This is a genomic window from Lactobacillus johnsonii, from assembly GCF_014058685.1.
In the GTDB taxonomy this organism is placed as follows: domain Bacteria; phylum Bacillota; class Bacilli; order Lactobacillales; family Lactobacillaceae; genus Lactobacillus.
The window spans coordinates 113,150-136,265 of record NZ_CP059055.1 but is presented as its reverse complement, the minus strand read 5'-3'; the positions used below and the strand labels follow the sequence as shown (position 1 = coordinate 136,265).

Here is a 23,116-nt window from a genome sequence, read left to right as displayed (position 1 = left end):
TATTTGTTTGTATTATAACTTGCATGAGAAAATTGTCAAATTGTGTCTGGAAGGCTAGGCATAATTTTAAGGATAGATTTAATTAGATTTTACTCTTAATTAAATATAAAATATTCAAACACAAAAAGACTGATCTAAACTTTAAACCAAGATCAGTCTTTTCTTAAATATTAAATTTTAATGTGAATTATCCTTGAATTCTGTTTTGTTCATCAAAAATTTGGTGAATTGACTTATCGTTGTAAATATAATCAATACCTTTAGCAAGTAAACGTGCTACAGATAAACGAACCATTCTATCTGGGTACTTCTTATGCTTAATAGTATCAGTTACTACGATTTGTTCTACTGGCAATTCGTTCAATACATCGATCGCATTTTGAGAAAGTAGTGCGTGAGTTGCAGCAACATAAACTTTCTTAGCACCGGCAGCTAAGACTGATCTAGTTGAAGAAGCAATTCTAGAACCAGTATCAATCAAGTCATCAACGATAATGACTGTCTTGTCTTTAACATCCCCAATCATATCATGAGCTTCTGCGTCATAACGTGCACCGCGTTGGTCAACAATAGCAATTGGAGCATCGAAGTATGAACCAAAAGTACGTGCAAGTTTTGCACCAGAGTGATCAGGAGAAACAACTACTACATCATCATTTTCCTTACTTGCAATACCATTGTCTAAGAAGTATTGAGCTAAAATTGGCATCGCATGTAAGTGATCAACTGGGATATTGTAGAAACCTTGAATTTGAGATGCATGTAAATCAACTGCAATTAAATCATCAATATCAGTCAATTGAAGCAAGTTAGCCAATAATTTTGCAGTAATTGGTTCACGTGAACGATTCTTAGTATCTTGACGAGAATATGCCATATAAGGAATTACTACGTTAACAGAGTGAGCAGATGCACGATGTAAAGCATCCAATACAATCATTAATTCCATGAAGTTTTCATTCACAGGATCTTGAATAGATTGAATTACGTAGACATCACAACCTCTAACACTTTCTGTAATGTTTACTTGAATTTCTCCATCACTAAAGTGTTGAACAGCAGTTTCAAGTAATGGCTTATCCAAAGCAGCCGCAATTCTTTCTGCTAGAGCTTGGTTTCCACCAAGTCCGATTAATTTCATTGGGTGCAACATTTCGTGCAATTCTTCTTTTTTCATTAATTTGCCCTTCCTTGTAAAATTAACAGCTATTCTTATTATAACGAAAAATTCCTATTTTGCTCTACTTTTCAGCTGTAGATTATAAATGATTATTTTCAGATGCCTTAATTTGATCTAAACGACCAACAACATAAGTATAAAAATCTTCTGCATCTTGTGGGTTTGTATTTTCAAAAGCACGTAAAATAATGGCTAGCTCGTCTTTCCCCATTTGATGTAAGCTGGCAGTTTGATAAAGCATGGGATTATCTCCCTTAGGTACTAATTTTAGAAAGCCGTTAATTAATAGATGTGCTTTTTTATAAACTACTGCTTGCAGACTATGAATATCTAACACTACTTCACGCTTACCTAAAAATAAAGGTCCTGTATGCTTCACAGTAATCTTATCTCCCTCTACTACCATTTCTCCATTCATTCCCTGCACTACTATTTCTTTCATAATCCTTATCCTCTGCCTCGTTAATTTATACTTTATATATTAATTCTATCTGATTTAAGTACAAAAAGAAAAAGAGGACTAGTAAATTAGTCCTCTTTACAAAAATCTTTAATTAAATCTAATAATTTTAAGCTATGAACAACATAACTGTAGTGAGTTTGACGCGGCATTAAGACTAAGCGACAATTAGGTAATAATTGACTATACCAGCGAACATGTTCAACTTTAACCCAATCTCTTTCTCCAACTACACATAGAGTAGGAGTTTTTATTCGCTTTAGCGTTTCAACAGGGATATGACTTTCTCTTAAGGCCACCTTACTATCGCGATCCCCTTTAAAAAATCCACGAATTGTATTAGCAGCAATATGTTTTGCGTTCACACCATTTCCATTAACATAAGTACCTGCAACTATTACTTTAGAAACTAATTCTGGAGCTTGCGCAGCTAAAGAAAGGGCTACCAAGCCACCAGAGCCAAAACCTAAGATATATGGTTTATCTAACTTAAGTGCGTTAATAAAGGTCCGTAAGTCTTCTACTTCTGTTTGATAGTGCTCACTGGCCTCTCCTTCACTTAGTCCATGACCACGCATGTCAGGAACTACCACAGTATAGTATAAAGAAAGGGGCGCAACTAGCTTATCAAAGATCCCACCGTCTTGATGATGTCCATGCAATAAAATTAAGGGATGTCCTTTACCTAATTTTTGATAGTAAATCTTTACCCCATTAACTTTTACTTTCATATTGATTCCTTTAGTTGTAAGTTCTTATAAATCTTGATGGTCAAAATCACTTAAAGATGCTTTTTTGGCGATTTTTTTACTTTCCTTTTGAGTCTCACGCTCTGCCATCAAACTTTTAATAATTTGGCGCCAAACCCGATAATTTGCTCTAAAATTATCTGGTATTTTCTTTGGATTAAGGTCGTGCACCATGCTATCTGCTCGCTGCCAGTAATGATAATAAGGTGTTGAGCTGTAGTAAAAGCCATTAGTCAAAGATACATATTTAACATTGAAAATCTGATCTTCCATAAATGCCAGATCTTCTACAAACCGCAAGTGATACTTTTTAATGATGCTAATTTTGTATCCCTTATTCCAGGTATAACCCTTAACGGGTGAACCAAATACATTGGTCATCTTTAAATAGGCTTCTCTTTTATCAATTAAGCCACCACTTTGCTTACTTCCGACAGGATGACTTTCATGGCGCTTTTCAGAATCAATCCAAAAACCACAAGAAACAATATCAACATCTGGATGCTCATCAAAGGCTCTGACAAAGTAGGCAGTATAGCCTGAATCTACCCAATCATCCCCATCATGAAAAGTAAAATATGGTGTAGTTACGTGAGTCATTCCAACATTTCTAGCGTCAGAAAGCCCTCCATTTTTCTTATTAATAATATCAAAATAAAGAAACCGATCCCGGTATGACTCGGCTATTTCACGAGTTCTATCCTTTGATCCGTCGTTAACAATTAGTAATTTAAAATTTCTATCTTTTTGTTTAGCTAAAGCGTCAAGTGCCCGACCTAAATACTTTTCCATATTGTAGACGGGCATAATTACCGTTAACATTGGCTGGCGTAACACGGCGTCTGCCTCCTTTTGCTTATGATTATAGCATCTTAATACTTATTTACATAATTCAGTTAACTATTTAGGTTATAATATAGCCATCAAATGAGTATATTTCATAAGGAGAAAATTTTATTATGAAAAAAATACTGACTACACTTGTTGCTATCTTATCAAGTGGAATCTTAGGGCTAAGTGCCATTACTAATACTAAAACGGCTAAAGCCGATGATAATGACACTCCTGTTGTAACATTAGGTACATCCCTGACTGCCTCTCAAAAACAAGGCACGATTGATACCTTAACCCAATCGTTAAATGGCGCTAATTATACTACCATTACCATTACTGGATCTGATCTTGTAAAATATCTTAATCCGTCTGGTTATGACTTTACTGATAACTCCGGCGTTTGGTCTAGTGCCATGGTTCAAAAAACTAGCTCCGGTAGTGGTATTAATGTTCATATTTTACCTTATAACGGTCATAATAACATTACAACTATTACGGCTAACCAATATAAAAATGCAGCCCTAACTGCCGGAATATCTGATGCAGATATTTATGTAACTTCTGCTACTCCAATTGATGGATCAGGTGCTTTAGCCGGGGTTTATGCAGCTTACGCTAAAAATGGGGATTCTTTGAACCAAAAGCAAATTAATGCGGCACAAACTGAAATGAACACTTTGAGCAAAATTACTAGCCAAAATAAAGGTAAAGATGGCTACTCTGATGCTCAATTAAATAATGCAGTTGCTGGTGCTAAAAAAGAAATGGCTAAGCAAGGTCAAAATATTTCTGACAGCCAAGTTAGAGATATTGTTAATAATCAAATCAACATTAACCACCTTGGCGACACTATTACTAACAACCAAAAAGAACAAATTATCAATGTTCTAATCAAAGTTAAAAATTCTGGTGCCTTAAAAGACAAGAATTTCCAACAACAAGCTAGTCAATTAACTGATCAAATTCAATCAGGAGCTAAAAATATTTTTTCTAAGTTTAATACTCCAGAAACTAGAAATTGGTTCCAAAAACTAATCGATTCTATCGTTAGTTGGTTCAGAGGTATCTTTGGCGGTGCAATTATCTTAAACTAAAATCTAAGAAAAAAGACGGCTACTTTGTAGTCGTCTCCGTCGTCAAAACTAGTACCTGCGTGCGTTCTAGTCTTTCACTTATTATTATAGCAACTACTAAAAAAAGTACATCAAAAAAGTCTGCAATTTTGCAGACTTTTTTATTTAGCAAGCGGATTTTTTAATAATTAGTTTGTTTCAGTTGAATCAGTAGTCTCAGTCGAATTTTCAGTACTATCATCAGATTCTCCATCTTCAAACTCTGGTTCTTCGTCTTTAACTACATCTTCGCCACTATTATTGTTTTTATCTATAAGCTTCTTGGTTACAGCAACTGCCGCACCAATGCCAGTACAAATAGCTGCACCAATACCAACTACTTTAAAGAACTTTTTCATAATATCACCTCATTTAAATTGGTTTATGCGCTTTCACTTCTAATTATAGTCTCTCTTAGTGATATTACGAATTTTTGAACTTTCTATTTCATTTGATCCATATATTTGTTTAACTCGTGATCAACGAAATTATTTCCTTGATTGTCAGCATGTCCCTTGGTCCAGCTAAATTCACTGTCAGAAAAGTGTCCCAATAAACTATCTAGTTTCTTCCATTCAGAAGCATTAATCAAAGGCCCATTTGATCTCTTCCAGCCACGCTTCTTCCAGCCCTCAATCCAGTGTTTATTGATTCCGTTTAAAACATATTGTGAATCTAAAACAAACAATAAGTGCTTGTCATTGAATTTTAGCTCAATTAATTTTTCCAGTGCATTGATTAGTCCGAGTAGCTCCATTTTATTATTCGTGGCACCAAATTCTCCCCCAGAACCATATGTACGTCCATTATCCCATTCAATTAAATAAGCCCAAGCTGCTTTATCGGTCTCATTAACATGACCGCCTTTATGAACACCAGTATTTCGAGATCCTCCATCAGTGTAAATAGTGGCAAAATAGTCAGCCGAAGTCTTAGAGTTAGCTTGAGATGCTCCACTAGCTGACTTAATTTTTTTAATTGCATTACTTAAAGAATCTTCTTTAACAATATCAGGTTGTGTTTCCTTATTCCAATCTAGATATTCAGTTGCATCAGTGATTTTTTCAAAAGATTTATACTCTGCACCAGAGAATCCATCTACTTGCTTTTTAGCATCTTCCCATGTTCGATAAACACCTGGTGTGCGGCCATTTTTTACTGCGTAGTATTTCATAATTGTTCCTTTCTTCATTTGCTCTAACCTAGAAAATGTTAGAATAATTTTAACGCTAAAATTACAAAGAAAGAAGGGAGGAAAAAGAGTGTTTTTTATCCAGAAAAAATATAGTGAAGAAGTTGAAAAAAACAATAAGCATCAAAACAAAGAACCTAGCATTGCTCGAATGACTGTTTTAGGTTTAATGGCTACTTTTACTCCTACTCGCTGGCTCCTACGAATGCACAAAAGAAAAGTTGAAGATAGCTCGATTACTGAAGAAATAGATCCAACGATGGAACAGATACCTGTATTTTATGTGCATGGTTTTCGCGGAGGAGATTATACAACAAATAAAATGGTCCAAGCTGCCTGTGAGGCAAAAGGGACTGATAAGTTTCTTAAAGCTACAATTGATCCATTTGGTAATTTCATCTTAGAAGGAACTTGGACAGCAGATAAGCAGCCCATTGTGCAACTTATTTTTAAGGATCGAATTGCTGGTGTTTATGCTAGTTCTTATTATCTTCGAGCAGCTCTTTCTTATTTAAGTAAAAGATATCATTTCAAAAAATACAGTGCTGTCGCCCATTCCTTAGGAGCTCCTTCAGTAATCAAAGCGGAGATGAAAACCAGCTTAAGAAAGAATTTTCCTCATCTAGATCACTGTGCCTTGATTGCAGGACCTTTTGATGGAGTAATGTATTTAGGTGATTTACCTAACGTCAATCGTCTTAATGAAAAAGGGCGACCCGTTTTAATGAGTCCCTCTTATATGGGAATGCTTTTTAATCAGAGACGTTTTAACCCCAATATTTCAGTTTTAAATATTTATGGAAATATTTTAGATGAAACTAATACGGATCGGTTTATTTCTGTTGTTTCTGCTAAATCGATTCGCTACATTCTTGCTCCTGTTGCTCACACCTTCCAAGAAGTAGAGGTGCGGGGAGATGCGGCTGAGCACAGTGTTTTACACGATAATCCTTTTGTAATTAATATTATTAATAAATTTTTGAAGTTAAGTGATTAATTTTATAAAGAGAGAAAATAATTATGTACTATATGCCATTTTTTTACGACCCATATTTTTGGATGATTATTCTAGGTGTAGCAATTTCAGGCTGGGCCTCAATGAATGTTAATTCAACTTTTAATCGTTATGATCAAGTTCGAAATCAAGGAAATTATACTGGTAAAGCCGCTGCCCGTTATATTCTTGATCAAGCTGGTCTATACGAGGTAGAAATTCGTGAAGTTGCCGGCAACTTGACTGATAACTACAATCCCACCAATAAAGTTCTAAGTCTTTCACAATCAGTCTATAATTCCTCTTCAATTGCGGCGGTTGGCGTTGCAGCGCACGAAGTTGGCCATGCCTTGCAAGACGCTAGTGATTATGCCCCAATGAGAATGCGTTCTGCCTTAGTGCCAATTGTTTCTCTTGGTTCCAATTTATCAATGCCACTAATTCTTTTAGGATTAGTATTAGGAATGAACCAAACCCTAATTAAAATTGGTATTTGGTGCTTTGCCTTAGTTCTGCTTTTCCAAGTAGTAACATTACCGGTTGAATTTAATGCTTCTCATCGTGCTTTGCGGATGCTAAATAATGGGGCTATTTTATCCCCACAAGAAATGCCAATGGCCCGTAAAGTCTTATTTGCAGCAGCTTTAACATATGTCGCAGCCGTTTTAACAAGCATGTTACAATTGTTTAGACTTCTACTCATTTTTGGAGGCCATAACAACGATAATAATTAATTAGTTGGGAGGAATACTTATTTTTTCGAATGAATTTTGGGCACTTCTTTGGGCTGTCAACACAATCTTAGCCTTCTATGTTGTATTCCACCGAAAAAGATCTGTCGCTACCTCTTGGGCATGGTTAATTATTTTACTAATTTTTCCAATTTTAGGCTTTATTTTATATGGTTTTATTGGACGTGGATTATCACAAGAAAATCTTTTTGCCATTAACAATCAAAAACACATTGGTTTAAATAAAGTAAATAAGATGATCCCGCGTGTTCCTAAATCCACTGGATCAACAGATACTTCTAAAGAAGCCAAAATTTTAATTGATTACTTTAACTTTAAGCACGATTCCCCCCTTTCTAAAAACAACAAAATCAGTTTTTATACTGATGGCGAAAAGAAGTTTGAAGCTCTTTTTAAAGACATCGAACAAGCTCAAGAAACAGTTAATGTTGAATATTATTCCTTCATGAATGATGATTTAGGTAATAAATTTCTTAATTTATTAATTAAAAAAGCTCGCGAAGGTGTTAAGGTAAGACTTATCTATGATCCTTGGGGTTCTCCTGGAGCTTCAAAGACTTGGTTTAAACCTTTAACTGATTTGGGCGGTGAAGTTGTAGCCTTTATCACAGCTCAAAACATGATTAAAAAGTATCGGATGAATTATCACCTTCACCGTAAAATTGTCGTTATAGACGGGCGAATATCTTGGACGGGCGGCTTTAATGTCGGAGACCAATATGTCAGCAAAAGCAAAAAATTTGGCTACTGGCGTGATACTCATCTTAGAATAGTGGGTTCTGCTTCTCTCCTCCTCCAGGAGCGTTTTGTCATGGATTGGAATGCTTCAATTACTGATAAAAATCAGACAATTTCATTTAATGAAAAACTATTTCCAAAAATTGAAGAAAATCAGCTAACAGAAGATGATGTTGCAACTCAAATTGTTTCAGATGGTCCTGATACTTCTACGCCATATTTACGTAATGGCATGATTAGAATGATGATGATGGCTAGAAAAACACTCTGGATTCAAACACCCTATCTTGTTCCAGACGATCCAATGATTGCCACTTGGGTTATTGCGGCTCATTCAGGCGTTGACGTGCGTATCATGATTCCTTCAATGCCTGATCATCCCTTTATTTACCGCGCTACACAGTGGTATGCAAATTACCTGCTCCATGAGGGAATAAAGATCTATGTTTATGATAATGGTTTTATTCATGCAAAAACCGTCATGGTTGATGATCGCTTCGCTGCAGCTGGATCAATGAATCAAGACTTTAGGTCATATAGCTTAAACTTTGAGACTGATGCAGTCTTCTACGATAAAAATATTACCCGGGAATTAAATCATATTTTTGAAAAAGATTTAGCTAAATGTACAGAATTGACTTTAGAAATTACCGATAACTGGTCGCGTTATCTTCGATTTAAACAAGCTTTTTCTAGATTACTTTCTCCCATTCTATAAAATAAAAAGGATAGATCCTCCCTACTCGCAATATGAGTACTTAGAGATCTACCCTTTTTTATTAACTTTACATCATTGATTGGACTTCTATTCCAACATTTGAGCCGAGATATTTTCTGATATTAACAATCACATCACTAACCTGCTGTGAGAATCTAAGATAGTAAGCCTGACGATTATTAGTTTGAAAGATTGCCATTACAGTTGGCTTTTTAGGATTGGGAACTGTAATTAATGTAACGTGAGCAATGTCGCTATACTTAACTGTTCGCTTAAAATATCCACTTACAACTAGACGCTTCTTAGCTAGCCCACTAACACCATCAATTATGCTCATTAGCAAAAATGTAGCAATAAAAACATTCATAAGAACTGTTGGATCAGTAAAATAATCTAAATAAAAACCGATTAGTAAAAAAATTAGAGCCCAGATAACTGAGGAACTTCTAAAGCGGGCCTTATAATCAATGTTTGCTTGCCAATACCAGCTATAAAAAATATAGCCAATCAGCAAAATATCAAAAGAAATATATAAAAGTGACATAATTTTCCTTCTAAAAGTATTTATTAACGTTAAAAATCTTACTTTAATTATAACAAATACCACTTTTTCTCTCAGCATTCTATAATTGACTTAGCTGAAAATTAATAATAGTAGGAGGTTTTAATTATGGATGTAGATAAGCAAATTGCTGCACTTCAAGCTGATCTTAATGCAGCTCATCATATTACCTACTTAACGGGTGCAGGCGTTTCAACTCCGTCGCATATCCCTGATTATCGTTCAAAAAATGGAATTTACAATGGGATTTCGGAAAGCCCAGAACAAATTTTAAGTGAAGAAACTCTTTTTCATCAACCAGCTAAATTTCATCACTTCGTAATGGAAAATATGTATTTTCCAGATGCAAAACCTAATATTATTCATCAAAAAATTGCTACTAGTTGCAATAAAAATGGAACTTTAATTACTCAAAATGTAGATGGTTTAGATAAAAAAGCTGGCAATAAACACGTCATAGAATTTCACGGTGATCTTTATAATATCTACTGTACTAAATGTCATGAAAAAATTTCATATGACAGCTATAAAAAATCATACCTTCATGAAAAGGATCAAGGGATAGTTCGTCCGGGAATTGTTTTATACGGTGAACCAATTAACGAAAAAGTTCTTACAAAATCTGTTAAAAACATTCATGATAGCGATGTAGTTATTATTACAGGGACAAGTTTTGTTGTTTATCCTTTTGCTCAACTTCTTGCCTATCGGCAAGCTAATGCAAAAATTTGGGTAGTTAATAATACTCCTGTACCAGCTCCCAAAGAAGTTTCAACAATTATTGAGAATGCTGAAAAAGTATTTGACAAATTATATATATAACCGCTATTATCTTAACTAACATTTTATTTAATTTGTTTCCCTCCTCCTTATGTTATTTTTTGTTGTACAATATAAGGTACAGCTAATATATCAATTAAAAGAAAGGTTAGGATTAAATGCCACTTGCCCAAGCAAAAGTTTTCTATTATGATTTTGTTGAAATTAAACCATGGATCTATGAACTAGTTATCAGCAACTTGGGATTAGCATTTGTTGGATCAAAGAATAGTAACATTGAAGCATCCATTTTGGGATTCTATCCTAATCATATTTTGATTCAAGACTCAAAAAAACTTGCTCCTTATGTTCAACAATTAAAAGAATACTTTGCTGGGAAGCGCCATTCTTTTACTGTTCCAATTGATTATTCAAGTTTTGGGACACCATTTCAAAATAAGGTTGTAAAAATGATTGAAAATATTCCATATGGGACTACTATTTCCTATCGTGACCTAGCAGCTTCCATCAATGGTTCTACTTCAGTTCGATCAGTTGCCCATGCAGTAGCTCTAAACCCATCTTTAATTTTCATCCCAAGTCATCGTGTAGTTTTAGCTCCAGATAAGGTAGGAAGTTATAGAATGGGAGAGAAAGAAAAACAACGTTTAATAAATCTCGAAGAAGGCTATTTAAATGCAGCTAATTAAACTTTATCAACCTTTTTTTGACGCTAATAATTGGGCACACGTCTTAACTAGCGGTCAAGATTGGATGATGATTCTTACCCTAATTTTGATGGAATGTTTACTTTCCGTTGATAATGCCGTTGTCCTAGCAGCTCAAACACAAGTATTACCCACTAAAGATGAACAAAGAAAATCTCTAGTTTATGGTTTATGGGGAGCCTATTTATTTCGTTTCATTGTAATTGGAATTGGTACTTACTTAATTAACTTCTGGGAAATCAAGTTATTAGGAGGCCTATATTTACTTTACCTAGTTTACAAATACTTTTATGACGTTCGCCACCCTGAGCTAGTTGCTAAAAAAGAAGAGGCTAAAAAAGAAAATCATAAGAAAAAGAACTCCAAAAAAAGAAAGCACCATCTTTCCTTATTTTGGAGAACTGTAATCTCAATTGAGTCAATGGATATTGTTTTCTCAATTGATTCGGTTTTAGCTGCCTTAGCCATGTCAAATAACCCAGTAGTAGTTCTAGTTGGTGGAATGATTGGAATTTTATGCATGCGTGGCGTAGCCGAAATTATTATTAAGCTAATGGAAATTATTCCAGAGCTTCAGACTATGGCCTATGTCTTAATCTCAATTATTGCGATTAAACTGCTTATTTCACTGCCACCGTTAAACTTTAAATTACCTGATGCAATCTTTGCTGGTATTGTATTTGGCACGGTTATTTTAACAATTATTTTTCACTATGTACGACAAAATGTACACGGTAAGAAAATGCCTTAACTTAATTGCTTATCAATAAATTCCTTAAGTACAACTGCTTGGTTGTACTTTTTATTTTTAGCTCCATATAAGAAAAGAACATTTTCTTTGACTAGTTTTTCTTTTACATTTTTAATAAAAGCTGGTGTTGCTGGATTAGCTTTCAATTGCGCTATATACTTAGACTTGAATTCAGGATATTTATCGTCTTCATGATTAAACCATTTTCTCAATTCATTAGTTGGCCCAATTTCTTTATCCCATTCATCTAAGTGAGCCTTTACCTTGCTCATTCCTCTAGGCCACAAACGATCTACCAAAATTCGATAACCAGCTGGTTGCTCATGGTCATATATTCTAACTACTTTTATTTCATTCATGGTTACATTCCTCACTCGCTGCTAATATTTATCTTCAATTATCAGTGTACAACTTTTTTTAGAAAGAAAAATTAATATGAATTACACAGAATTTTTCACTAATCGTTCTACAAGCGAAATCAGTAAAGACCTACTAGGTAGAACCTTGTCTTACAATAATGGAGAAGAAATTCTATCTGGTACTATTGTTGAAGCAGAAGCCTATGTCGGTGTAAAAGACCGAGCTGCTCATTCTTATGGCGGCAGACGTAGTCCCGCAAATGAGGGTTTATATCGGCCGGGTGGCAGTTTATATATTTATTCCCAAAGGCAATATTTTTTCTTTGACGTTTCTTGTCAAGAAGAAGGTGAACCGCAAGGAGTATTAATCAGAGCTATCGATCCTCTAACAGGAATTGACACGATGATTAAAAACCGTAGCGGTAAAACGGGGCCACTTTTGACTAATGGACCTGGAAAAATGATGCAAGCCTTAGGGATTACTAGTCGTAAATGGGATTTGGTTGATTTGGCCGATTCGCCTTTTGATATTGATATAGATCATAAACGCGAAATAGAAGAAATTGTTGCCCTTCCAAGAGTAGGAATTAATCAATCAGATCCTGAGTGGGCTCAGAAGAAATTAAGATTCATCGTTAGCGGTAATCCTTATGTTTCAGACATTAAGAAAAAAGATATCAAAAAAAATCATGGATTTATTTGACAAAAGATTAAAAATCGTTTAATCTTTTCATCAGTTAAATAAATCCCCAATGCAATAGAGGTTGCGATAATCACAGAATCTACTTGAGTACGCGAATACAGTGAGAGTATATTTTAGGATTACCGCCGAAATAAATTTTCTTTCGTGAAGTTAATTTGTTGGGATGTAAGAGAATATCTTACATACTGTCCTGGTCGTCCCCAGGGAGCGCTATATGATTTGGTTTAATTACTGATGATTTTCAAGCCTCGTTGTTTTTGGCAAACAACGAGGCTTTTTATTTACGCTTTTATTGTATTGGCTTTATTTGAAATAATTTTTGGAGGTATTTCAAAGTGAAGTCAAAAATAAGATGGTTTGGTGCTTTATTAGCCCTAATTTTAAGTTTAGTTATCGGTTTTAGCTTTAATTCTAATCAAACCGAAGCGGCTAAAAAAGAAGCACCCCTAAAAATTGGTATGGAAGCTAACTATCCACCATACAATTGGACTCAAACAACTGATGCAAATGGTGCGGTTCCAATTGATGGATCTAAGCAATATGCAAACGGATATGATGTCCAAATTGCAAAAATCATTGGTAAAAAGCTTCATCGTAAAGTAGTAGTAGAAAAAACTGAATGGGATGGATTATTACCAGCCTTAACTTCTGGAAAGATTGATTTAATTATCGCTGGTATGTCTCCTACTGCTGAACGTAGAAAGGCTATCAATTTCTCTGAACCTTATAGAAAAGGTACTTTCGTAGTAATTATCAATAAAGATGGAAAATTTGCTCAAGCAAAAGGCTTAAATGACTTTAAGGGAGCTAAATTAACTGCTCAACAAGGTACTCTTCACTACGATTTAATCAAGCAATTACATGGTGCTAAGCGTGAACCTGCAATGAGAAGCTTTTCTGCTATGCGTCAAAGTTTACAATCAGGTACTATTGACGGTTATGTTGCTGAAGATATTGAATATCAAAGTTACAAGACTGTTAACCCTAACATTGTTGCCGTTAACCTTAACAAGATGCAAGGTTTCCACATTCCTTACGAAGACTCAATTACCTCAATTGGTGTTAAGAAAGGTAACACTGAATTATTAGATCAAGTTAACAGTATCTTAAAGGGTATTTCTAATAAAAAGCGTGACCAATTAATGGCCCAAGCTGTTAAGGAACAACCTCAAGCAGGTGGTAGTAAGAAGGAAAATTGGTTTATGTCAATTATGCGTCGCTATGGTTCAATGATCCTTGGCGGTGTTGGAATGACTCTTCTTTTAGCCTTAGTTGGTACTATTGCTGGTTTCTTCATTGGTTTACTTGTTGGTATTGTTAGAACTATCCCAACTCCTAAGTCTACTGGTAAAAGATGGGGCTTAAAGATTGTTAACTGGCTTTTAGCAGTTTATATCGAAGTATTCCGTGGAACTCCTATGATGGTTCAAGCAGCTGTTATTTACTACGGAATTGCTCAATTATGGCACCTTAACTTAAACCGTACCGTCGCTGCCTTAGTTATTGTTTCAATTAACACAGGTGCTTACCTAGCTGAAGTTATTCGCGGTGGTATTAACGCAACTCCTAAGGGACAATTTGAAGCAGCTTCTGCTCTTGGTATGACCCACTCTCAACAAATGTGGCATATTATTTTGCCTCAAGCAATTAGAAACTCTTTACCATCAATTACTAATGAATTTATTGTTAACATTAAGGATACTTCAGTATTAAGTATTATTTCAGTTTCAGAATTGTTCTTTGTTGGTACAACTGTTGCCAGTCAAACCTTCGAATTCTTCCAAACTTACTTCATCATTTCAATGATCTACTTAATCTTGACATTCTCAATTACTAGAATCTTTAATTTCATTGAAAAGAAGCTTGAAGGTCCAAAGAACTACAACTTAATGGCTAATCAATTACAAGTAGAAGATCCAAAGGAGACTGGATTTGAACATGAACAATAATAACGAAGAAAACATTTTACAAGTACAACATTTACAAAAGAAATATGGTGATCATACAGTATTAAAAGATATTTCTTTTAATATTAATAAAGGAGAAGTAATGACCATTATTGGTCCATCTGGTGGTGGTAAATCAACGATGCTAAGATGTATTAATCTTCTTGAAGAACCAAGTAATGGAAAAATTCTCTTCCATGGAGAAAACATTCTTGATCCTCATTTTAATCGTAATACCTTCCGTTCTAAGGTCGGAATGGTATTTCAGCAATTCAACTTGTTTAACAACAAGAATGTCCTTCAAAACTGTATGATTGGCCAAGAAATGGTTCTTGGTCGCTCCAAAGAAGAAGCTAAAAAAGTTGCTATTGAAAACTTGAAGAAAGTTGGAATGGATCCATTTCTTACTGCTAAACCTCAACAATTATCTGGTGGTCAACAACAACGTGTAGCAATTGCTCGGGCAATTTCTATGGATCCAGAAGTTCTGCTCTTTGATGAACCTACTAGTGCCCTTGACCCAGAAATGGTTGGTGAAGTACTTAATACCATGCAATTACTAGCTAAGACTGGACTAACAATGGTGATTGTTACTCACGAAATGGGATTCGCTCGTGATGTATCTGATCAAGTTGTCTTCATGAGTGATGGAGTTATTACCGAACAAGGAACACCACAACAGATCTTTAACGATCCACAAGAAGAAAAGACTAAGAAGTTCCTACGTAACTTCAGAAATAATGAACTTTAAGCAAAATAATATAGAATTTGCTTTTCCCCTATAAATTATAAAAAGGCTGATACTCTTTGTTATAAACATTGAACTATCAGACTTTTTATTAGTCTATTGTTATCTACCTATTTATTTTTAGTATCTTTTCTTTTAACAAAGTACAAATTATTGAAATCATGGTTCCTAGGATTCATACTATTCCCGAAAAGAGCGAATGGTCCCAATATACTAATTGAGACTTTATTAAACGTAAAAGAAAGGAAAATACATAATGTTTGATTTTGTATTTTGGGTTTTAGTAATCTGGTTTATTATAAATGTTATTTGGATGTGGTTTGTATTAAACAAACAATCATATCAAAAATCCTTTGCCTGGATTAATGTAGCAGCAGTGATTATTGGTTTTTGGGTTTACTACGGTACTGGTGCTCACTCCGGTGGATTAGCTGATTGTTTCTTATGGCTAAATTGGCTTAACGTAGTTTTAGCTTGCCTTCAATTTTACTTCGGCTACCGCAAACTTAACAGTACTAATTAAGCTCTCAAAAAAATACTTTAATCATCTAAAAAGACTAGTATTCCACTATCAGTGTTATACTAGCCTTTTGTATTTATTAGAATTAAATAATTTCGCTATTTTCTCGCTCTTTTTCTAATTTCCAACCAATATCAAAGTATGTTTTGCGTTCATTACGCAAGGCACCATAGTCACTTTGCAAACTATCAATCGCGTCCTGTAATTTTTTATTTTGCTTCCGAATTGCATTTAATTCTGGATCATTCACAATTCCTTTTAAATGAACCTTGCCAGCCAAGTCTCTTTTAGCAGCTTGAAACTCTTCCTTCAAATTAGCTAAAGCATCTTCATACTTAACTAGCTTTTTATTTACGATAGTTAATTGATCGTTCAATTTAACAAATAATTGATATGGCATGTTCGATTTAATCTTATTGCATTCACTACACGATAAAATCAAATTATCAAAAGAATTATCATGTGATAAAGAAACGGGATCTTTGTGATCTACACTCGTTCCACGCCGGCCGCAATACTGACATCGGTAATTATACTTATGCCGAATTCGTTCCCGATCTACAAAGTCAACTTCATTTAAAGAAAAATCAACTTCAATCCCCATCTTTTTCATATTTACTGCAAAATCAACATTATTCTCAGGAACATAGTCTATTTCATTATCTTCACTCTTAATAATTGCTAAATTAAACTCACGACGTGAAATTTGTTGCAAAGCAACTTCATTGCCATCATAATCTTGAATGAACGACTCATACTGTCGCCTATTAGTATTGTCTACAAGATAGTGCTTTAAAGAATCCGGCTTAATCTGACCATTATTCTTCTTTCCTACAAAGCTATAGAGCATCACCTGGGAAATACTTTCAACTACCGGATTTTCATAGTTCTCTGCATCCAAATTTCTTGTTAAACAAATATCACAAATACTTGTCAACTTAGGGTTCATTAACCCTTCTTGCTTAAAATGAAGACTATCAAGTCGTAAACCACAGGATGCACACTGTAATTTCAACCTATTCTTCCCCCATTAACAAAATACTAAATGCAATTCTTTGCATTTTATCTTTACCGGCAAAATCGCCCTTAAATAAATCTGGCAAAATTTTCTTAATAAAGTATTGAACACAAGTTAAATCATCAAACTTTTTAATAGTTTCAAGACTTTCTTTAAACATCTGCATGAACACAGGATTTGGATTTCCTAATTCAATTTCACCATAAGCTTCATAAAGTAAATCCAACTTATCACAAATAGATAAGATCTTACCCTCTAAAGTATCATCTTTTCCTTCAGATAGGCGTTTTGTATAAATTTTTTGAAATTCTTTTGGAATTTCATCCTTAATAAATTTAGCAGTCATGGTTTCTTCAACATCCCCAATCATCTTACGTAATTGCGGAGTTGCATACTTAACTGGAGTCTTGATATCACCAATAAAACGCTCAGTATAATCATGGTTAAGGCTCTTTTCATAAAGAGCTTTCCAATTTACTTTTTGCTTACCAATGACCTCTTCGATATCTCCCATCATTTGAGCAAGTTCTGCTGTTCTAAAGCTATGATCAGCTACAGAATGGTGTTGATATTTAAAATATCCTGGTGCACGGTCGATCGACTCTAAACTATTAAAACCTTGAATGTACGCATTTAATCCCATAAAAACTTACCCCTTCCAGAAATATAAAAATGTCTAAAATTTCTACTATCATAGCAAAACCACTCTACTCTTGCAAATCAAAAATAGAGAAAGATTTAACACCTTAATCTTTCTCTATTTCTCTAATCCCGTCAACTCATTTGTATTTAAAGCAGCTAAAACAATTAGTGTCGCATCGTAGTAATTATTAACAGGAAGCGGTTTTGAAAAAATATATTTTTCATGTTCTACCAAAGTACCATATCCTTCATTTTGATACTTACTTGCAGCTACTAAGATCGGCGCACTAAAGCTTGCCGATTCATACTGATACAACGGTTTTCCACTCAAGGTAAATCCACTTGATGTTTCTTCATTTTGCTTAAAGAAGCTCAACATTTTCTTTACAATATTATTTGCTTCTTTATCATCACTTGCTGCTAAAAGCATCGGAACTCGGCAAGCATTAGCGCTGTAATTACCATCATCTTTGGTTGCTACATCATTAGCCTTAGCAGGAGACGCCTGATTTTGCTTTGAAATCCAGGCAAAATCAGGAACTAGTCCTGTTTTATGTTGGCTACTAAGCTGCTGTAAATAAGTCAGCATCTGTGATTTTACTTTTAACCAACTCCGATCTCCAGTTGCTTGATAAAATTCTTCAAATGCTTGTGGCATTACATCAGATGTTCTCATTACATTATAAAAATGTGATTTTTTATTTGCCCAATTTCCTACAGTAATTATTTTAGCCGAACGATTACTTTCTAACTTTTTGATATCACTAATTAGTTTAAGCGCTTGTGCTTTATATCCATGCCCTGGCCAAACTTTATTGGCTTCAAGCAATGCTTGTGCAATCATCATGTCGCCGTCACTTGCGCTCACTGGATTATCCTGTAAACTTCCCTTTTTATTTTCTTGTCTCCAGCTCATTAAGTTCGAATTAGACAATTGATGCTTTAAATAATAATTATCCAACTTTTGAAAATCAGTTTGGCTTCCTAAGTGCTTTTCTCCAGCCTTCACAGCTAGTAACATTCCATATCCCTGTGCTTCAGACAAGGCAAAAGGTGTCTTATTTTTTCCAGCTGCGTTAACATACTGCTCACTTTCACTTTGATTTTTTATATAGTCTTCTCGCCAAACTTGATAATATCTTTTTTCTATTGTGCGATCATTGCTCATCCTTACATATCCGATAATTCCTAAATAAGCTACTATCACACCTAAAATCAAGATTAAATTTTTAACTCTCATGCCCTATCCCTAATCTGCAAATCTCTTTGTTTTTACCCATTTACTCCCATCGCGCTTAAAAATTTTATCTCCGATCACTGAACAAACTGCTTGGATGGAAATAGCAATAAACAATTGTGAATAGGTAAAATACGACCCCAATGCTAACCAAATTTGATCACTAGTGGCTTGTCCATACTGTGTAGCTAAGGCCAAATTGATTTGAGTTACATATAAAAGAATCATCAATAACCAATTAATTAATAAAAGTTGCATCAGTAAGAGGTTAGAATCCATTGCAAAAATAATTGGCATCTTAGGATTGAAAAATCTTATCACTACACATCCTAAATCTACGAAGAAGATAATATCGGAAAGAAAAACTGCTAAGTTAAACCAAAAGAAAATACAAGTTAGATAAAATGTTTCTAATTTAACCCGCCAATTACTCCTATCAAATAAATGCTTAAAATTATTTATCACAACTTGATAGTTTCCTTTTGCCCAGCGCAATCGTTGATAATAATAATCACGTAATTGCTCGGGTTCCTGTTCAAATGCTTCTGAATTATAAGCCAAAGCAATCAAGTATCCATCTTCCATAATCCGAAAAGAAATCTCTGTATCTTCAGTTAAAGCGCCCTGTTGCCAACCACCAATACTTCTTACATACTCGGTATTAATGATGAAATTTGTTCCTGGAATTCGTCCAATTTTAAATAAATTCCAAACCCCAACATGTTGAATACGTTGAGAAACAATTACTTCTTGATTGATACATCTAGTTAAAAAATTTTGCCTTGCATTGCGTGTTTTATTTCTTCCAAAGGTAGCCATGTAGCGACTTGGGTTCTCTAAAACTTTTTTAACCAAAAAATATAAGGCATTTTGTTCTGGTAATGCATCTGCATCATAGACACAGATATATTCGCCTTGAGCTATTTCTAAGGCATCATTCAAAACCCCAGCCTTTCCTCCAGAACCCTGTCTTTCAATAATTTGTACGTTTCGATACTTATATTCAGGCATATCAACTGCCTTCTGCATCTCAACAGCTGTCTTATCTTGACAGTTATCGGCATATAAAAGTACTTCTATTTTTGAAACCGGGTAGTTTAAATCAAGGATTCCTTTTGTTGTTTTAGCAATTACAAGCTCTTCATTATGGGCCGGCACTACAATCGTAATTGTAGGGTAGCGTTTTAGAGGAGTAATATAAACAATTTTTTTACTATGTCTAATCCAAAAACGAATTGCACCATAAAGCGTTACTAGTGATGCCAAAAGAGAAAACCAAATAGATACTAAAGTTGAAAATGCTAAAATATTATTTAACATGATGATGCTTTCCTAAATGAAGGACTGTATGTTCAGTTTGATGATAAATGGTCCAAAGACTATGAATCATAACAAAAAATGCAATTAAAAATATTAATGTAACTAAAATCGCTAAGATAAAGAAAACGTCTATCATGATTCTACTCCCTTTAAATATTCAACCACTAAATCTGTTTCAAGCTTTCGTTTTAAATGTTTAAGAATTGCATCAAGATCCGGGTAGAGTTTCAAATCTTTCTCAACAATATGCTGAGTAACCATTTTAAAGGCCGGATGATAGTCTTCATATTTTAAAGCTCTAAGCTTGTCTTTTAATTCATCATTCAAAACCATCAAAGTTCCAGGTGCAATGGTATTAGAAATAATTAAAAATTCACCATTTCCCAGGTAATATAAATTTTCATCAACTAATCTACTCTTTTTAAGTACCTTAGCTATTTGTTTTAAAATCTGACTATGCTCTTCTAAATTAAACTGAGCAAACTGTTGTTCATGCTCCCATTTAATGATGGTAAAGTCATCCCACAAAGGTAAATAACTTTTTTCTCTTAAAATTCTGCTTATCTTTTGGTAAAGCTTTTGTGCATTATAAGTCGTTTGGAGTTTTACATTTTGATCGTAGTGGGTAATATAGCGATAAACACTAGCTTCATTTTTCTTATAGATACTCCATTTAAAAATGCATTCTCTCAACTGACTCGCTAGATAGGCTTCTATTGGAAACGAGAGCAATAATATGGCCTTAGCATAAATATCTAATCTTACATAGCCAAGGGTTAAGCCACTGATTCCCAATGCCGTTAAAATTAAAATAAGCCATGTACTAACAATATTTGGCAAAATTAGACCAACAAATGCACCTAATACCAGAAGCATCGCAACTCCCCAAAAAACATTATCTGAAAAATTATCTGCTACTCCTAAAAAAAGAGACGGCAAAATAAGGGCAAAAATTGCTTTTAATTCTAGCCCTTTTATCGAAATGTTATTCATTTTAAAACTTATATCCTATGCTTTATTACTTTGTCTTCTATAAGACAATTTATATAGTAATATAATTTCAAATACAACAAAATGTTATTATATTAATTTCGATTTATATAACTTTCGATACAAAAAAGGAGAGACGCTAAACAGCGTCTCTCCTTTTATTGAGTAGTAAATTTAATTACTTGTTTTCGTCTTTAGCAGCTTTGTTTAAGAAAGCAACTACTTCAGCAGCTCTCTTAACACGAGCCTTAGAATTCTTCTTGTTCTTAGGTCTTAAGTTTGGTGTAACACCAGTGTTGTAGTTTTCACCTTTACGCATAGATCTATACTTCCTCTCAAATAAAATTTTCGAAAATCTTTTATTATCATACCACGAAGAAGCACGTCACTTCAATACCTAGCAGATTTTTCCACCTAATTTTTTCATCTCATCTGCAGATAATTTTTCACCCTTAAATTCAGAAATTGTGACTCCGCCATCAATAATCCCTTCATTTGAAGATAGGGATAAGACAGCATTACGCGCGTTAAGAACTAATCCATCATCTAAAAATGCTAATTCTTTATCAGATGCATACATATCTAAATCCATATTATTTTTAACTTTAATAGGAAAGGCAGGATCCTTATGATCTAATAAAACAAGCTGAAAATTAGCACCAATCGTACAAGTTCCGCCTAATTTAGAGTAGCCGTTTGAGCCATCATTTAAGGCTAACAAGACAACTTGTCCCGGTTTAATCTTCTTTTCTAAAACTTCTCTAGCACCATCTTTTATTTTTAGTTCAATATTTTTTGAATCAAGCATAGTCTATTCCTCCTATGTTATCTACTAACTTAAATATAGCAGTTTTCTCTCTTCTTTCCCTAATAAAATGCTCAAAATGATATTAATAGGAAAGTATAATCTGAAAAAAGCGTTGCGAACTTACGCTAAAGAGTTCAAAATAGTAGTGTTGATTTAATTTTAAGAGGGGACATTAATGACCGTCATCAAAAATATTGCTAAAGACCGTATTTTACAAATTACGGTTGTCATAACGATCATAAGCTTATTCTTCGCCCGCCCAAGGATTGAAGATATTAACTTCCACACACTATACTCAATTTTAGCGATGCTGACTATTATCCAAATTTTTTCTTACTTACACGTTTTGGATGTATTAGCTTATAAGCTCACAGCTAGCGCTAGAAGTACAAGAAGACTAACTGCAATTTTTACAATCTTATCAATTGTATCTGCAATGTTTTTAACTAATGATATAACCGTTTTAACTCTTATACCATTATATTTAACAATTGCTAAACGTCACAATTTACCTGAAATTCTACCTGTTACTTTAATCGGGATGGGAGCAAATATTGGAGCCGCTTTTACTCCATGGGGTAATCCTCACAATATTTTTGTAGTTAATCGCTATAACGTTTCACCACTTAAATTTTTTAGCTGGTCACTTCCATTATTGCTGGTCAGTTTAATTATCGTTTTATTATTCATCTTTTTTGTTAAAGATAAACCTATTCCTACAGTTCCTTTAGAGGATATTAGGATTAGTGTCAGACCAATGGTTTTGACTATTGCTGTTTCAATTTTCTTCTTCTTTGGTGTTTTTAATATTGTTCCAGCATATGTTCCAGCAATTGTTGCTGTAATTTTGGCTCTTATTATTAATCCTTCAATTATGTTACATGTAGATTATGCTTTGCTCTTAACTTTCACATGCTTCTTTATTTTTATTAGTGATATCCAGCAGATACCATTTATCGTTACGCTTATTTCCAAGACTATGTTCTCTGAACATTCTGTCTTCTTAACTTCAATTATTTCAAGTCAATTTATTTCTAATGTTCCTTCAACCATCTTAATTGGTAAATTTACCAATTATGCTGAAGCACTATTCTTAGGTTCAAATATTGGAGGATTTGGTTCACTTGTTGGATCAATGGCTAACATGCTTGTTTTCAAAAGTTTCGTTGAAAACGGAACAGTATCAAAGCGCAAATTCTTCTGGATATTTTCAGTCCTCGAATTTGGCGGTTTAATTATTTTGACAATCCTTGGATGGATCGTCCTAGACTTTGTTATTTAGATATCTAAAAAAGC

Annotated in this window: 28 protein-coding genes and 1 riboswitch; of the genes, 12 read left to right on the top strand and 16 right to left on the bottom strand. The window is 34.1% G+C overall.

All coding sequences use genetic code 11. From position 1 onward, the window contains the following. Positions 1-187: 187 nt before the first annotated feature. The 4 genes from H0I41_RS00610 to H0I41_RS00595 form a co-directional block, all read right to left on the bottom strand. The gene (locus H0I41_RS00610; RefSeq protein ID WP_014566965.1) at positions 188-1,177 is read right to left on the bottom strand and encodes a ribose-phosphate diphosphokinase; all 990 of its coding nucleotides are present in this window, start codon (positions 1,175-1,177) and stop codon (positions 188-190) included. A gap of 82 nt (positions 1,178-1,259) precedes the next feature. Continuing rightward, positions 1,260-1,622, bottom strand: coding sequence for a hypothetical protein (locus H0I41_RS00605; RefSeq protein ID WP_135014103.1), 363 nt, complete (start codon positions 1,620-1,622; stop codon positions 1,260-1,262). Positions 1,623-1,708: 86 nt separating this feature from the next. Next, complete coding sequence (locus tag H0I41_RS00600) at positions 1,709-2,371, bottom strand: alpha/beta fold hydrolase (protein WP_011161332.1); 663 nt, start codon at positions 2,369-2,371, stop codon at positions 1,709-1,711. 24 nt (positions 2,372-2,395) lie between these two features. Continuing rightward, complete coding sequence (locus H0I41_RS00595; protein WP_011161331.1) at positions 2,396-3,226, bottom strand: glycosyltransferase family 2 protein; 831 nt, start codon at positions 3,224-3,226, stop codon at positions 2,396-2,398. 122 nt (positions 3,227-3,348) lie between these two features. On the opposite strand from H0I41_RS00595, the gene H0I41_RS00590 reads away from it, so the two are divergent. Then, on the top strand, positions 3,349-4,317 hold the full coding sequence (locus H0I41_RS00590) for a DUF1002 domain-containing protein (protein ID WP_011161330.1): 969 nt from the start codon (positions 3,349-3,351) through the stop codon (positions 4,315-4,317). Between the two features lie 167 nt (positions 4,318-4,484). Here H0I41_RS00590 and H0I41_RS00585 read toward each other — a convergent pair whose 3' ends face one another. Then, complete coding sequence (locus H0I41_RS00585) at positions 4,485-4,694, bottom strand: hypothetical protein (RefSeq protein WP_044025895.1); 210 nt, start codon at positions 4,692-4,694, stop codon at positions 4,485-4,487. A gap of 83 nt (positions 4,695-4,777) precedes the next feature. Continuing rightward, positions 4,778-5,509 carry a ribonuclease H family protein gene (locus H0I41_RS00580; RefSeq protein WP_011161329.1) on the bottom strand — a complete coding sequence of 244 codons (732 nt, stop codon included), beginning with the start codon at positions 5,507-5,509 and terminating at the stop codon, positions 4,778-4,780. Between the two features lie 88 nt (positions 5,510-5,597). On the opposite strand from H0I41_RS00580, the gene H0I41_RS00575 reads away from it, so the two are divergent. Genes H0I41_RS00575 through cls form a run of 3 tightly spaced genes read left to right on the top strand, consistent with a single transcriptional unit; the run spans position 5,598 to position 8,729 of the window. Next, a complete protein-coding gene (locus H0I41_RS00575; RefSeq protein WP_135014104.1) occupies positions 5,598-6,524 on the top strand; it encodes an alpha/beta hydrolase in 927 nt (308 codons plus the stop codon). 23 nt (positions 6,525-6,547) lie between these two features. After that, positions 6,548-7,255 (top strand): zinc metallopeptidase, encoded by a 708-nt coding sequence (locus H0I41_RS00570; protein ID WP_004898528.1) that lies wholly within the window; start codon positions 6,548-6,550, stop codon positions 7,253-7,255. Between the two features lie 4 nt (positions 7,256-7,259). Further along, complete coding sequence (gene cls, locus H0I41_RS00565) at positions 7,260-8,729, top strand: cardiolipin synthase (RefSeq protein WP_004898525.1); 1,470 nt, start codon at positions 7,260-7,262, stop codon at positions 8,727-8,729. Positions 8,730-8,796: 67 nt separating this feature from the next. On the opposite strand, the gene H0I41_RS00560 is transcribed toward cls, so the two are convergent. Then, a complete protein-coding gene (locus H0I41_RS00560) occupies positions 8,797-9,273 on the bottom strand; it encodes a hypothetical protein (RefSeq protein WP_004898523.1) in 477 nt (158 codons plus the stop codon). Between the two features lie 126 nt (positions 9,274-9,399). Between H0I41_RS00560 and H0I41_RS00555 the strand changes: the two genes are divergently transcribed. From H0I41_RS00555 to H0I41_RS00545, 3 genes are all read left to right on the top strand, one after another. Continuing rightward, positions 9,400-10,113 (top strand): NAD-dependent protein deacylase, encoded by a 714-nt coding sequence (locus H0I41_RS00555; protein ID WP_004898521.1) that lies wholly within the window; start codon positions 9,400-9,402, stop codon positions 10,111-10,113. 116 nt (positions 10,114-10,229) lie between these two features. Then, complete coding sequence (locus H0I41_RS00550; protein WP_023599063.1) at positions 10,230-10,760, top strand: methylated-DNA--[protein]-cysteine S-methyltransferase; 531 nt, start codon at positions 10,230-10,232, stop codon at positions 10,758-10,760. Further along, a complete protein-coding gene (locus H0I41_RS00545; RefSeq protein WP_004898517.1) occupies positions 10,747-11,529 on the top strand; it encodes a TerC family protein in 783 nt (260 codons plus the stop codon). The genes H0I41_RS00550 and H0I41_RS00545 overlap by 14 nt, the downstream gene beginning before the upstream one ends. Here the strand turns inward: H0I41_RS00545 and H0I41_RS00540 are convergent. Then, positions 11,526-11,888 carry a DUF488 domain-containing protein gene (locus H0I41_RS00540; protein ID WP_004898515.1) on the bottom strand — a complete coding sequence of 121 codons (363 nt, stop codon included), beginning with the start codon at positions 11,886-11,888 and terminating at the stop codon, positions 11,526-11,528. The two genes, H0I41_RS00545 and H0I41_RS00540, sit on opposite strands and share 4 nt — an antisense overlap. A gap of 76 nt (positions 11,889-11,964) precedes the next feature. Here H0I41_RS00540 and H0I41_RS00535 point away from each other — a divergent pair, with 76 nt between their 5' ends. The 4 genes from H0I41_RS00535 to H0I41_RS00520 all read left to right on the top strand — a co-directional run bounded on the left by H0I41_RS00535 (position 11,965) and on the right by H0I41_RS00520 (position 15,808). Continuing rightward, a complete protein-coding gene (locus H0I41_RS00535; protein ID WP_004898514.1) occupies positions 11,965-12,591 on the top strand; it encodes a DNA-3-methyladenine glycosylase in 627 nt (208 codons plus the stop codon). A gap of 47 nt (positions 12,592-12,638) precedes the next feature. Then, a riboswitch (Lysine riboswitch) is annotated at positions 12,639-12,812 on the top strand. A 114-nt stretch (positions 12,813-12,926) separates the two neighbouring features. Then, complete coding sequence (locus tag H0I41_RS00530) at positions 12,927-14,540, top strand: ABC transporter substrate-binding protein/permease (RefSeq protein ID WP_086874565.1); 1,614 nt, start codon at positions 12,927-12,929, stop codon at positions 14,538-14,540. After that, a complete protein-coding gene (locus H0I41_RS00525) occupies positions 14,530-15,288 on the top strand; it encodes an amino acid ABC transporter ATP-binding protein (protein WP_086874564.1) in 759 nt (252 codons plus the stop codon). The genes H0I41_RS00530 and H0I41_RS00525 overlap by 11 nt, the downstream gene beginning before the upstream one ends. Positions 15,289-15,541: 253 nt before the next feature. Then, complete coding sequence (locus H0I41_RS00520) at positions 15,542-15,808, top strand: hypothetical protein (RefSeq protein WP_004898506.1); 267 nt, start codon at positions 15,542-15,544, stop codon at positions 15,806-15,808. 82 nt (positions 15,809-15,890) lie between these two features. Here H0I41_RS00520 and H0I41_RS00515 read toward each other — a convergent pair whose 3' ends face one another. From H0I41_RS00515 to H0I41_RS00480, 8 genes are all read right to left on the bottom strand, one after another. Then, positions 15,891-16,820, bottom strand: coding sequence for an HNH endonuclease signature motif containing protein (locus tag H0I41_RS00515; RefSeq protein ID WP_011161319.1), 930 nt, complete (start codon positions 16,818-16,820; stop codon positions 15,891-15,893). A gap of 1 nt (position 16,821) precedes the next feature. Then, the gene (locus H0I41_RS00510; protein ID WP_004896187.1) at positions 16,822-17,466 is read right to left on the bottom strand and encodes a YfbR-like 5'-deoxynucleotidase; all 645 of its coding nucleotides are present in this window, start codon (positions 17,464-17,466) and stop codon (positions 16,822-16,824) included. A 114-nt stretch (positions 17,467-17,580) separates the two neighbouring features. Continuing rightward, entirely contained in the window at positions 17,581-18,705 is a 1,125-nt protein-coding gene (locus H0I41_RS00505) for a family 8 glycosyl hydrolase (RefSeq protein ID WP_011161318.1), read from the bottom strand. Positions 18,706-18,714: 9 nt separating this feature from the next. Continuing rightward, complete coding sequence (locus H0I41_RS00500; RefSeq protein ID WP_182094557.1) at positions 18,715-20,022, bottom strand: glycosyltransferase family 2 protein; 1,308 nt, start codon at positions 20,020-20,022, stop codon at positions 18,715-18,717. Continuing rightward, positions 20,012-20,158 carry a hypothetical protein gene (locus H0I41_RS00495; RefSeq protein WP_163588676.1) on the bottom strand — a complete coding sequence of 49 codons (147 nt, stop codon included), beginning with the start codon at positions 20,156-20,158 and terminating at the stop codon, positions 20,012-20,014. The genes H0I41_RS00500 and H0I41_RS00495 overlap by 11 nt, the downstream gene beginning before the upstream one ends. Then, positions 20,155-21,015, bottom strand: a complete 861-nt coding sequence (locus tag H0I41_RS00490) for a hypothetical protein (protein WP_086874563.1) — start codon at positions 21,013-21,015, stop codon at positions 20,155-20,157. The genes H0I41_RS00495 and H0I41_RS00490 overlap by 4 nt, the downstream gene beginning before the upstream one ends. Positions 21,016-21,190: 175 nt before the next feature. Next, positions 21,191-21,331, bottom strand: coding sequence for a hypothetical protein (locus H0I41_RS00485; RefSeq protein ID WP_003649666.1), 141 nt, complete (start codon positions 21,329-21,331; stop codon positions 21,191-21,193). Positions 21,332-21,409: 78 nt separating this feature from the next. Then, positions 21,410-21,820 carry an iron-sulfur cluster biosynthesis family protein gene (locus H0I41_RS00480; protein WP_011161315.1) on the bottom strand — a complete coding sequence of 137 codons (411 nt, stop codon included), beginning with the start codon at positions 21,818-21,820 and terminating at the stop codon, positions 21,410-21,412. Between the two features lie 175 nt (positions 21,821-21,995). On the opposite strand from H0I41_RS00480, the gene H0I41_RS00475 reads away from it, so the two are divergent. Next, a complete protein-coding gene (locus H0I41_RS00475; protein WP_086874562.1) occupies positions 21,996-23,102 on the top strand; it encodes an SLC13 family permease in 1,107 nt (368 codons plus the stop codon). Positions 23,103-23,116 lie beyond the last annotated feature (14 nt).

Coding starts and splice junctions, on each gene's coding strand:
- H0I41_RS00475 (WP_086874562.1), top strand. CDS start 21,996: ATGACCGTCATCAAAAATATTGCTAAAGACCGTATTTTACAAATTACG.
- H0I41_RS00485 (WP_003649666.1), bottom strand. CDS start 21,331: ATGCGTAAAGGTGAAAACTACAACACTGGTGTTACACCAAACTTAAGA.
- H0I41_RS00605 (WP_135014103.1), bottom strand. CDS start 1,622: ATGAAAGAAATAGTAGTGCAGGGAATGAATGGAGAAATGGTAGTAGAG.
- H0I41_RS00490 (WP_086874563.1), bottom strand. CDS start 21,015: ATGAATAACATTTCGATAAAAGGGCTAGAATTAAAAGCAATTTTTGCC.
- H0I41_RS00540 (WP_004898515.1), bottom strand. CDS start 11,888: ATGAATGAAATAAAAGTAGTTAGAATATATGACCATGAGCAACCAGCT.
- H0I41_RS00545 (WP_004898517.1), top strand. CDS start 10,747: ATGCAGCTAATTAAACTTTATCAACCTTTTTTTGACGCTAATAATTGG.
- H0I41_RS00610 (WP_014566965.1), bottom strand. CDS start 1,177: ATGAAAAAAGAAGAATTGCACGAAATGTTGCACCCAATGAAATTAATC.
- H0I41_RS00550 (WP_023599063.1), top strand. CDS start 10,230: ATGCCACTTGCCCAAGCAAAAGTTTTCTATTATGATTTTGTTGAAATT.
- H0I41_RS00510 (WP_004896187.1), bottom strand. CDS start 17,466: ATGGGATTAAATGCGTACATTCAAGGTTTTAATAGTTTAGAGTCGATC.
- H0I41_RS00570 (WP_004898528.1), top strand. CDS start 6,548: ATGTACTATATGCCATTTTTTTACGACCCATATTTTTGGATGATTATT.
- H0I41_RS00535 (WP_004898514.1), top strand. CDS start 11,965: ATGAATTACACAGAATTTTTCACTAATCGTTCTACAAGCGAAATCAGT.
- H0I41_RS00495 (WP_163588676.1), bottom strand. CDS start 20,158: ATGATAGACGTTTTCTTTATCTTAGCGATTTTAGTTACATTAATATTT.
- H0I41_RS00520 (WP_004898506.1), top strand. CDS start 15,542: ATGTTTGATTTTGTATTTTGGGTTTTAGTAATCTGGTTTATTATAAAT.
- H0I41_RS00590 (WP_011161330.1), top strand. CDS start 3,349: ATGAAAAAAATACTGACTACACTTGTTGCTATCTTATCAAGTGGAATC.
- H0I41_RS00480 (WP_011161315.1), bottom strand. CDS start 21,820: ATGCTTGATTCAAAAAATATTGAACTAAAAATAAAAGATGGTGCTAGA.
- H0I41_RS00525 (WP_086874564.1), top strand. CDS start 14,530: ATGAACAATAATAACGAAGAAAACATTTTACAAGTACAACATTTACAA.
- H0I41_RS00600 (WP_011161332.1), bottom strand. CDS start 2,371: ATGAAAGTAAAAGTTAATGGGGTAAAGATTTACTATCAAAAATTAGGT.
- H0I41_RS00500 (WP_182094557.1), bottom strand. CDS start 20,022: ATGTTAAATAATATTTTAGCATTTTCAACTTTAGTATCTATTTGGTTT.
- H0I41_RS00560 (WP_004898523.1), bottom strand. CDS start 9,273: ATGTCACTTTTATATATTTCTTTTGATATTTTGCTGATTGGCTATATT.
- H0I41_RS00585 (WP_044025895.1), bottom strand. CDS start 4,694: ATGAAAAAGTTCTTTAAAGTAGTTGGTATTGGTGCAGCTATTTGTACT.
- H0I41_RS00505 (WP_011161318.1), bottom strand. CDS start 18,705: ATGAGAGTTAAAAATTTAATCTTGATTTTAGGTGTGATAGTAGCTTAT.
- H0I41_RS00555 (WP_004898521.1), top strand. CDS start 9,400: ATGGATGTAGATAAGCAAATTGCTGCACTTCAAGCTGATCTTAATGCA.
- H0I41_RS00580 (WP_011161329.1), bottom strand. CDS start 5,509: ATGAAATACTACGCAGTAAAAAATGGCCGCACACCAGGTGTTTATCGA.